The organism is bacterium, from assembly GCA_035549195.1.
GTDB lineage: Bacteria > Oederibacteriota > Muellerivitia > Muellerivitales > Muellerivitaceae > DASZRK01.
On the sequence record DASZRK010000065.1, the window covers coordinates 52,154 to 62,022 of the forward strand.

Consider the following 9,869-nt stretch of genomic DNA (forward strand, 5'->3'; position numbering starts at 1 on the left):
CCGGCTTTTTTGGAAGACGTGAAACCAACCCCTCCCCATGAAACCTCATAGGGGTTGCATTGAAATGCGCCGGGGAGGAAAATACCCCCTCATTTCGCCTCTCTTTCTTCTTATATATACCCAAAACCCTTCGGAGGTTGTCATGGCCGCGAACGAAAAGCGATTGAACCTGGTCCAGAAGATCATCCAAGCCCACCTGGTCTCCGGCAACATGGTCGCCGGCGAGGAGGTCGGCATCCGCATCGACCAGACCCTGACCCAGGACGCCACCGGCACCATGGCTTACCTGCAATTCGAGGCCATCGGCGTGCCCCAGGTCAAGACCAAGCTCTCGGTCTCCTATGTGGACCATAACATGCTCCAGACCGGCTTCGAGAACGCCGACGACCACCGCTACTTGCAAAGCGTCGCCGCCAAGCACGGCATCTACTTCTCCCGTCCCGGCAACGGCATCTGCCACCAGGTCCACCTGGAGCGCTTCGCCATCCCCGGGCAGACCCTCTTGGGCTCCGACTCCCACACCCCCACCTGCGGCGGGTTGGCCGAACTCTCCATCGGCGCGGGCGGCCTGGACGTGGCCGTCGCCATGGGCGGCGGTCCCTTTTACATGACCATGCCCAAGGTGCTCCGGGTGGAGCTCAAGGGCAAGCTCCAGCCCTGGGTCACCGCCAAGGACATCATCCTGGAAGTGTTGCGCAAGCTGACCGTGAAGGGCGGCGTGGGCCGCATCTTGGAGTATACCGGCCAGGGCGTGAAGAGCCTGTCGGCCACGGCCCGGGCCACCATCACCAACATGGGGGCCGAACTGGGCGCCACCACCTCCATCTTCCCGTCGGATGAGAACACCCGCGAATACATGAAGGCCCAGGGCCGGGGCAAGGACTGGACCCCCTTGGCCGCCGACGCCGGGGCCACCTATGATGAGGAGCTCATCATCGACCTCAACAAGCTCCAGCCCCTCATCGCCCAGCCCCACAGCCCGGACAACGTGATCGAGGTCTCCAAGCTCAAGAACATCGACGTCCAGCAGGTCTGCGTGGGAAGCTGCACCAACAGCTCCTACAGCGACCTGATGATGGTGGCCAAGATGCTCAAGGGCAAGCACGTGCACCCCAGCGTGTCCATGACGGTCACCCCCGGTTCCAAGCAGGTCTTCGAGATGATCGCCAAGAACGGGGCGCTCGCCGACATCATCGCCTCGGGCGCGCGCATCATCGAATCCGCCTGCGGACCCTGCATCGGCATGGGCCAGGCCCCCTCCTCGGGCGCCGTTTCCATCCGCAGCTTCAACCGCAACTTCGAGGGCCGTTCCGGGACCCAGGACGCCAAGGTCTACCTGGCCTCCCCCGAGACCTGCGTGGCCTGCGCCCTGACCGGCAAGATCACCGATCCGGCCACCCTGGGCAAAGCCCCCAAGATCGAGATCCCCGACAAGTTCGTGTGGGACGACGAGGGCATCATCCCCCCCGCCAAGGACCCCAAGAAGGTGGAGGTCGTCCGCGGACCGAACATCAAGCCTCTCCCGGTGAACGAGCCCCTGGCCGATTCGCTCTCCGGCCCGGCCATCCTGAAGGTCGGCGACAACATCACCACCGACCACATCATGCCCGCCGGCTCCAAGGTGCTGCCCCTTCGTTCCAACATCCCGGCCATCTCGAAATTCGTGTTCAATAAGGTGGACGAGACCTTCCCCGACCGCGCCAAGGCCGCGGGCAAGAGCTTCGTGGTGGGCGGCGAGAACTACGGGCAAGGCTCGAGCCGCGAGCACGCGGCCCTGGCCCCCATGTACCTGGGCCTCAAGGCGGTCATCGTCAAGAGCTTCGCCCGCATCCACCGGGCCAACCTCATCAACTTCGGCATCCTGCCGCTGACCTTCGTGCAGGCCGCCGAATACGATCTGGTGAACCAGGGCGACCAATTGGAGATCCCGGACCTCAAACAGGTCATGAAGGTGGACCATCCTTTCCCGGTGAAGGATGTCACCAACGGCAAGACCTTCCAGGTGGTGCACGGTCTTTCCGCCCGGCAGAAGGAGATCATCCTGGCCGGCGGCCTCCTCAACTGGACCAAGCAACAGGGCGCCGCAGGCGCTCCCAAGGCCAAGGCCGGTAAAAAAGAAAAAGTAAAGTAAGCGAAAAGCTGAACCCGGCCCCGCCCCTCCAGGGCGGGGCTTTTTTATTTAAGAAGCTAAGGAAAACGGGAACTTGGAAACACTGCCCTCGGGAACGCCCTTGGACCCCCAAAGCGACCCTTCCCTTTCCAGGGGAAAGGAAGCGGCCCGCATGAACATCGACATCTCCGCCCGGAAGCCCGGCGAGAAGTTCCTCTACACGGGTCCCCATCTCTGCGTGACCTGCGCGGGCGAGGACCGGATCATGAACCGCCACTTCACGGCGGGTGAAACCGCTCCCGAATGCCCCCACTGCGGTCCCCGGGCCCTTTGGGAGCCCTGATCTCTTGACGCCCCCACCAATGGGGGTGCTGAAAGCGTTTTACGCCGGTTTAGAACGGGCCTTTTCGTTGAAACTGGGTGTCTTTTCTTAAATAATAATCACGACGCAACGCTGTAATACGCCAAAAGAGGTCGAATGGCTCACGATTTCACCGTCACCTTCCGGGGGGTCCGGGGGAGCATCCCCGTGCCCGGCCCGTCCACGCTCAAGATCGGGGGCAATTCTTCCTGCGTCCAGGTCAACGTGCTGGACCATGACATCTTCTTGGACGCCGGCACGGGCATCGTGGCCGCGGGCCAGCAGATGGTGCGCAACTTTTTCTCCAACCGCGACAAGATCAAGCGCCTCAAGGCGACCATCCTTATTTCCCACACCCACCACGACCACATCATGGGGCTTCCCTTCTTCCCGCCCCTCTACATCGGCGACTCCGCCCTTTCCATCTTCGGCCCCTCGGTCTATGGCCCCGTGGGCGCGGACACCGGCCTGGAATACGTGCTGGCCATGATGATGGACCAGATGTTCTTCCCCATCGACCTCAAGGAGACCCATTCGATCAAGCGCATCACCACCTTGAAGCCCTTCGACCAGGTGCTTTTGGCGGAGGGGGGCGAAGCGGAAGTGGTGAACCTGCAGACCGACTTTAGGGCCACCTTCAAGGACAAGGTCATCATCAGCCAGTACCGGGCCTACAACCACCCCAAGAACGGGACCCTGGTCTATAAGCTCCAGTACGCGGGAAAATCCATCGTTTACGCCACCGACCTGGAAGGCTATGTGGACGGCGACCGCCGGCTGATCCAGTTCGCCAAGGGTGCGGACCTCCTGATCCACGACGCCCAATACACCCAGGAGCAGTACACCGGCCCCGTCTCCACCCAGGGCTTCGGCCATTCCACTCCCGAGATGGCCTGCCTGGTCGCCAAGGAGGCGGGCGTGAAGCAATTGGCGCTCTACCATCACGATCCCAACCACGACGACGCTTTCCTGGCCCAGAAGGAGGAGAAGGCCAAGGCCCTCTTCACCAACACCATCACCGCGGCCGAGGGTCTCATCCTCACCATTTAGGTATAAAAGACCCCTCTGTCCTTGAGCGCAGCTCAATGGGCGAGGGTCTTATCCTTGCCATTTAAGGACCTCCGGGGCGCAAAAAGGCCCGGGCCCTTCCCCGTTCTTCCCGTCAGTTGTTCTTATATTTTTGAATCTTCTCGTGCAGGTCCCGCAGCTCATCGGCCGTGGGCTCGATCGACAGGCTCTCCATCTCCCCCACTTGGTTGTAGACGTCGAAGAGGATGGACCAAAGTTCCTCGTTCGAAAAACTCTTTTTCACCATGAAATATTGCAGGAAAAGCTGGAATCGGATGCAGGCCTCATAGAGGTCCACGCATTGGATGCCCGACAGGTCCCCGCTCACCAGGGAAAAGGACTGCAGGACGACCTCCACTTCCTCGATGATCTTCTTCAGGAGTTCCCGCAATTCGATGTTCTGGATGGCGTCGTAATAGACCGTATCGAACTGGTCCTGGGTGAGGGCCGAGCGGGTCACCTCGTCGTAAGCCTGGAAGACCGTTTTGTACTGGCGGCCCGCCCGCTGGACGGCGTGGACGAGGCCCACCAACTGGGCCACTTGGGGCAGGAAGTTGCTGCGGTCGATGACCTTCGTGGTGGCCAGTTCATGGATGAACTGGATATAGGCATAGGTCGCCTGGGAACATTCCTGGAAGGCTTTCGCCAATCCGGGGACCTGTTCGGCGGGGGCATGGCCCGCTTTCAGTTGCTTTTCGACCTTCTCGAGGAAATGACCCTCGGGTTTCCAGGCTTGGGTGCTTTGGAGGAATTGTTCGGCCGTGATCTCTTCCATGGGAAATATTATAGGCCCCGCCGTTCAGGGGCGGATAGGACGAAAAAAAGCATCAGGGGAAGGAATAGGACCCAGGAGACAACGGAGATCCATTTTCCGGCGCCAAAGGCCGACGGCCGGTACTCCAGGATGAAATCATGCTCCCCCGCCCCCAAGGGAATGCCCCGCTGGAATCCGTTGGCGGGCAACACCGAAGGAACGGGACTTGGGGGTCCCGAGATCGGCTCGACCTTCCAGCCCTTGGCGTAATTGTCCGTGATGACCAAGAGGCAGGGTTTCGCGTTCCGGACCCGGACCTCCACATGGTCGCTGTCGAGGTCCTTCAAACGCACGGTCCCTTTCACCGGACCCTTCCCTGCGGGAAAGCCCGGGTCCTTTTCCAGAAGGGCCGTCTTGAGCGGATCGAAATCCAATTGGGCGGCCTCCTCGATGGCCTTCTCCTCGGGAAGGATGCGGTAGTCCCCCACCAGAAGGGCCCGGGGCATTTCCTTCAAGCCGGTCCTCTTCGACACCAGCCCGTCGGGGTCCTCATGAAAAATGTAACGCCATCGCAGGAGACCCAGGGCCGGGGGGAAGCGGACGAAAAAGGGCCGCCGCAAAAGATCGTTGGAAAGATCGTAGCCCTGGGTCAGGACCGCGAAACGGGTATAGCGGCCCAACATCATCGGGTCCTCCCCCCAGACATCGAGCCCCGAAGGCGCGCCCAGGGTATAGTTCGCCAGGTCCATCCAGACCCGGTGATCCCCCGGGTCCTTCTCGTAGGTCCGCTGGATGGCGGCCGTCCTCTCTTTCAGGGCTTCCAGGTCGAAGCTCGAACGGTTGGCGAGGGCGAAGGCCGCGCATTCCACGGCCACCAGACCCCACCAGACCCACCTCAGGCCCTGTCGACGTGGCGTTTCCCGGCTGAGCAGGGCCAAAGCCGCTAAAAAGAGTCCCGTCCCGAGGAGGTTCCCCGCCATGGAATCCGCGTGGGGCAGGAATTGCCGGAAGATCCGCTGGCCGCCGAAATGGGCGGCCGTGAAAAAGATCCCCGCCAAGAGGAGAAAGAGCCCGCTCCCCATCGCCAGGGGTTTGGATACGTCCCTTAGTTTCTCAGGCTCCCGGAGGATGGCCTCGAAGGCCCCCGCGGCCAGGAGCGTCAGGCAGAGCGCGGTGAGGATGTTGAGTTTTCCGATACCCCGGAAATGATCGAAGAGGGGGAAATGGTCGCAAAAGAGGAGGAACAGGGGCGTCCGGCGCCCCACCATCAGGACCGTCAGGAAGAGGATCATGCCCCAAAGGACCTTCCGGTCCTGGTCCGCCGAGATCTTCCAGGCCATCAGGGCGAGCAGGAACCCCGTCACGGTCACGAAGAGATTCGCCTCGAAATAGATCCCGCCGCCCCAATAGTCCTTCCATCCGCCGTAGAAATAAGGCATGAGGAGGGTGCAAAGCCGCTCGGGGGTCAGGTCCAGCATGTCCAGGACGCCGATGGAGAGCTTCACCGAACGGACGCTCTCCTGGGACGCCTCCCACCCGGGCAAAAGCTGGATGGCCGAGAGCAGGACCGCCCCGGTCCCCATGGCCAGGAACCCGAAAAGGACCCGGGCCTTTCCGTTCTTCCCGGGAGCGGGAGCCGCCAGGCAGAGCGCACCGGCAAAAAGGACCGTGTAATAAACGTATTGGGGATGCCCGGAAAGGACCTGCATGGCCAACCCGAAGATCCCCCAAAGGATCCAAAGCGGTTTCCCCTCCCGGCGCCATCCCTCCAGCGCCCAAAGGATGAAAGGGATCCAGGCCATGGCGCAAAGGTTGGAAAGATGTCCTTCCAGGATGCGGGGATAGAAGGCGCCGCTGAACATGAAGATCAAGCCGGCCAGGGAGGAGGCCGCCCGACCGTTCCCCCGGCATCGGGCCAGGAGATAGGTGAAGGCCCCGGCCAGGAACAGGTGGAGGACCATGCTCAGGTTCAGGGCGAAGGCCATGGGCAGGAAAAGGAAGGTCCAATTCGGCGGATAGAGCAGGGCCGATTGGAACCCTCCCAGGAAGGGCGTGCCGCAGAAGAGCTTCGGGTCCCAAAGGGCCAGGCGGCCCTGCCGCAATTCGCCGAAACCGAACTCACGCCACCAGACGAACTGGGTGGAAAGATCCCCCAGGCGGGAGATCACCCCGTGGGTGGATGGCCGAAGGAATGGACCGAAAAGGAAAAGGATGGGGACGGCGAAAAGGAGAAGAGGACCCAGGGCCCGGGCCCAAGGAGGAAGTTTTGAAAAAGGGACGGGGATCACCTAGGAAAGATAACCCAGTTCCTTGATCTTCTGGAGGACCTTTTCGACGCTTTCCTCGACCGATTCGGTGTCGGTGCGGCAGACCACCTCGGGGTTCAGGGGCGGCTCATAGGGGTCGTCCACGCCGGTGAAGCCCTTGATCTCCCCGGCCTTGGCCTTTTGGTAGAGGCCCTTCAGGTCCCGCTCGGCGCAGACTTCCACCGGACAGCGGGTATAGACCTCGATGAAATCCCGGATCTTGGCGCGGTTGTAGTCCCGGGCGTCCCGGTAGGGGGAGATGACCGAGGCCACGGCGATGACCCCGTGCCGGGTCAAGAGCTGGCACACGAAACCCACCCGCTTGATGTTCGCGTCCCGGTCCTCCCGGGAAAAGCCCAACCCTTTGGAAAGGTGGGTGCGCACCACGTCGCCGTCCAGCACCTCCACGGGCAGGCCGCGGCGCTCGAGCTTGAAGGCCACCCGTTCGGCGATGGTGGACTTGCCCGAACCCGATAAACCGGTGAACCAAAGGGTAAAGCCCTTCTGCTTTTGCTCGTCGCTCATGGTGTCTCCTGGGCCGTCCGCCTCAAACTAAACAGGGGGGCTGTGGATGTCAATGGTTCGATGCGCCGTGCTTGCCCGCCATCCCCCTGGATCCACCGTGCTGACCCAGCTCATGGACTTCAAAAAGGACCTTGGATAGACTACTGCCTCGTTCGAGGGCCCAAAAAAATCCAGGAGGCAAACATGTCCAACCGTCCGAAGATCACCGTCGTGGGAGCCGGAAACGTGGGGGCCTCCTGCGCCGCCTGGATGGCCGAGCGGGACCTGGGCGACATCGTCCTGGTCGATATTCCCATGGAAGGCAAGGACCTGCCGGCCGGCAAGTCCCTGGATATCCTCCAAGTGGGTCCCATTTCGGGCTTCAACGCCCGCCTGACCGGATCCACCGACTATGCCGCCACCGCGGGCTCGGACGTTTGCGTCATCACCGCCGGGATGCCCCGCAAGCCCGGCATGAGCCGCGAGGACCTGGTGGCCATCAACCAGAAGATCGTGGCCGATGTGGCCAAGAAGATCGTGGCCCAAAGCCCCAACGTCATCCTGATCGTCGTGACCAACCCCTTGGACACCATGTGCTACGTGGCCTACAAGGCCTCCGGCCTCCCCAAGCACCGGGTCATCGGCCAGGCCGGGGTGCTCGATTCCGCCCGCATGCGCACCTTCCTGGCGCTGGCCGCCGACGTGGCGGTGCAGAACGTCAACGCTTCGGTCATCGGCGGGCACGGCGACGAGATGGTGCCCCTGGTGCGCTACTGCAACATCGCCGGCATCCCCATCACCCACATCCTCAAGGCCGACCAGATCGCAGCCATCGTCGAGCGCACCCGTAAAGGGGGCGGTGAGTTGGTGAACCTGCTGGGCGTCTCGGCCTGGCTGGCGCCCGGCGCGGCCGCCGGCTCCATGGTGGAGGCCATCCTGAAGGATTCCAAACTGGTCATCCCCGCCTCCTGCTACCTGGAGGGCGAGTACGGCTTGAAGGACATGTACTTCGGCGTCTATTCGAAGCTCAGCCGCAAGGGGTTGGAACAGATCATCGAGGTACCCCTGAACGATGAGGAGAAGGCCATGGTGCAGAAGTCGGCCGATCTCATCAAAGATACGATGAAGGCCTTGAAATAGGGAGATCGGCCGTCGCGAGGTCCGAATGGACCGTGGCGACCTCGCCTTTCGACTTTGCCGATCTCGTCAAAGATACGATGAAGGCCCTGAAGCGATCTCGTTGCGGCGATCTCGGGGCGGAAGGACAACCTTCCGCCCTTTTTTTATGCCCAAAAACCGGGTTAACCCATAACCCTCATTTAACCTTGTTCGGAACCTAGCCAGGTTAGAATGTCCCCGCCGTTCATTCCGTTCCCGGAGGTTTTCATGGAAGTCCATTACAATTGGGTCGCCATCTTCGTATCCGCCCTGGTCTGCTTCTTTCTAGGGTGGGCCTGGCATTCGCCGCTCCTGTTCATGAAGGCCTGGATGAAGGAAATGGGCATGAAGGAGCCCAGCAAGAAGGAACGGGACAAGGCCATGAAGGGCATGTGGAAGCCCATGATCGGCAACTTCCTGGCCCTGTTGGTGACCGCCTGGGTCCTGACCACGGTGGCCCAATTCGCGGGCGGGTTCCTCCACAAGGAAGGCTTCCTGCACGGCATGATCACCGGTTTCTACGTGTGGTTGGGCTTTGTCGCCGCGCCCACCTTGAACATCGTTTTCTGGGAGAAGCGGTCCTTGAAACTCTACGCCATCCAGACCGGCCATCACCTGGTGAGCCTGGCCTTGATGGGAGGGATCCTGGCCGCCTGGCAATGACCGATGGGGGACAAAAGGCGGTCCGGGTCTTCCGGGCCGCCTTTTTTTGTTCGGGATCTTACAGGTCGAGGTTCTTCGGGTCCGTCAGATAGTGGGCGATGCGATCCACATCCCCCTTGTGGATGGCCAGGGTACGGATGCCCGCGTGATGGAGGGTCTTCCCCATCTCCACCGTGGTCTCCACGTGCCGGATCTCGGCCAGGAACTTCAGGTCCACTTTATAGTTGGGAAGATGCAGGGACACTTCCAGGAGCATCCCGGGCTTGAGGGTGTTCTGGGAGACCAAGGCCAGCCCGCCCATGGAGATGTCCTTGGTGACGGCCCGATAGAGCGAGGACCTTTCCGAAAGCTTCGGCAGTTGGTCGACGGTGGTCTGGCTGTAATCGGCCTGGGAGAGGAGTCTCTGGGCATCGGGCCCGGAAACGATGTGGTATTCCATCTTGAGGGTCGCTACGACCCGCTCATGCTGGCGTTTCTCGGCCCAACCCGATCGCTTGTCCATGGTCATCCTCCCCCCGTTCCTCAAAGGGAAAAACAGGATATCAAAGGACGGGCCTTTCCAAAAAGTCCACCCCTGCCGAAAGTCCGCCTCAGGGAACGTATTTCAAAAGGGCCGTCAGGTCCCGGGTCTTGAGGTCCCGGTCGGCCAAGGGGGTCAGGAACCCGTCCTGGTTCAAGGCGATCCGGAAGCCCGCCGCCTTGAAGACCTCGCGGTCCGAACGGCTGTCCCCCACCGCGACCGTTCGGGACAATGGGATGCCCCGCTCCCGGGCCATGCGCTTGAGGAAAAGGGCTTTCTCATGCTCCTGGAAGATCCGCATCCCCTTCCCCGTCAGGACGCCCCGCTGAACGCCCAGAGTGGTCCCCCGTACCTCGTCGAAACCATAGCGTTTTTGGAAATAGCGGGCGCAGAGCTCATAACCCAGGGTGGCCAGGGCCACATAA

Annotated in this window: 10 protein-coding genes; 5 read left to right on the plus strand and 5 right to left on the minus strand. The window is 61.6% G+C overall.

The features are described from left to right. Positions 1-142 precede the first annotated feature (142 nt). The 3 genes from VHE12_11825 (at position 143) to VHE12_11835 (ending at position 3,521) form a co-directional block, all read left to right on the plus strand. On the plus strand, positions 143-2,131 hold the full coding sequence (locus VHE12_11825; GenBank protein HVZ81466.1) for an aconitate hydratase: 1,989 nt from the start codon (positions 143-145) through the stop codon (positions 2,129-2,131). Between the two features lie 73 nt (positions 2,132-2,204). After that, complete coding sequence (locus tag VHE12_11830; protein ID HVZ81467.1) at positions 2,205-2,453, plus strand: hypothetical protein; 249 nt, start codon at positions 2,205-2,207, stop codon at positions 2,451-2,453. 135 nt (positions 2,454-2,588) lie between these two features. Next, positions 2,589-3,521 carry an MBL fold metallo-hydrolase gene (locus VHE12_11835; GenBank protein ID HVZ81468.1) on the plus strand — a complete coding sequence of 311 codons (933 nt, stop codon included), beginning with the start codon at positions 2,589-2,591 and terminating at the stop codon, positions 3,519-3,521. 112 nt (positions 3,522-3,633) lie between these two features. On the opposite strand, the gene VHE12_11840 is transcribed toward VHE12_11835, so the two are convergent. The 3 genes from VHE12_11840 to cysC are packed head-to-tail and all read right to left on the minus strand — an operon-like array spanning position 3,634 to position 7,124. Beyond that, entirely contained in the window at positions 3,634-4,314 is a 681-nt protein-coding gene (locus VHE12_11840) for a hypothetical protein (GenBank protein ID HVZ81469.1), read from the minus strand. Positions 4,315-4,322: 8 nt separating this feature from the next. Then, positions 4,323-6,581 carry a hypothetical protein gene (locus VHE12_11845; GenBank protein ID HVZ81470.1) on the minus strand — a complete coding sequence of 753 codons (2,259 nt, stop codon included), beginning with the start codon at positions 6,579-6,581 and terminating at the stop codon, positions 4,323-4,325. Beyond that, a complete protein-coding gene (gene cysC / locus VHE12_11850; GenBank protein HVZ81471.1) occupies positions 6,582-7,124 on the minus strand; it encodes an adenylyl-sulfate kinase in 543 nt (180 codons plus the stop codon). Between the two features lie 183 nt (positions 7,125-7,307). On the opposite strand from cysC, the gene mdh reads away from it, so the two are divergent. Then, entirely contained in the window at positions 7,308-8,243 is a 936-nt protein-coding gene (gene mdh / locus VHE12_11855) for a malate dehydrogenase (GenBank protein HVZ81472.1), read from the plus strand. Between the two features lie 246 nt (positions 8,244-8,489). Then, positions 8,490-8,924: a DUF1761 domain-containing protein gene (locus VHE12_11860; GenBank protein ID HVZ81473.1), complete on the plus strand. Its 435-nt coding sequence runs from the start codon at positions 8,490-8,492 to the stop codon at positions 8,922-8,924. Positions 8,925-8,982: 58 nt separating this feature from the next. Here VHE12_11860 and VHE12_11865 read toward each other — a convergent pair whose 3' ends face one another. Continuing rightward, entirely contained in the window at positions 8,983-9,426 is a 444-nt protein-coding gene (locus tag VHE12_11865; GenBank protein HVZ81474.1) for a PilZ domain-containing protein, read from the minus strand. Between the two features lie 88 nt (positions 9,427-9,514). Then, on the minus strand, positions 9,515-9,869 hold a 355-nt coding region (locus VHE12_11870), incomplete at its 5' end, for a haloacid dehalogenase-like hydrolase (GenBank protein ID HVZ81475.1).

Coding starts and splice junctions, on each gene's coding strand:
- VHE12_11825 (HVZ81466.1), top strand. CDS start 143: ATGGCCGCGAACGAAAAGCGATTGAACCTGGTCCAGAAGATCATCCAA.
- VHE12_11835 (HVZ81468.1), top strand. CDS start 2,589: ATGGCTCACGATTTCACCGTCACCTTCCGGGGGGTCCGGGGGAGCATC.
- VHE12_11840 (HVZ81469.1), bottom strand. CDS start 4,314: ATGGAAGAGATCACGGCCGAACAATTCCTCCAAAGCACCCAAGCCTGG.
- cysC (HVZ81471.1), bottom strand. CDS start 7,124: ATGAGCGACGAGCAAAAGCAGAAGGGCTTTACCCTTTGGTTCACCGGT.
- mdh (HVZ81472.1), top strand. CDS start 7,308: ATGTCCAACCGTCCGAAGATCACCGTCGTGGGAGCCGGAAACGTGGGG.
- VHE12_11860 (HVZ81473.1), top strand. CDS start 8,490: ATGGAAGTCCATTACAATTGGGTCGCCATCTTCGTATCCGCCCTGGTC.
- VHE12_11865 (HVZ81474.1), bottom strand. CDS start 9,426: ATGGACAAGCGATCGGGTTGGGCCGAGAAACGCCAGCATGAGCGGGTC.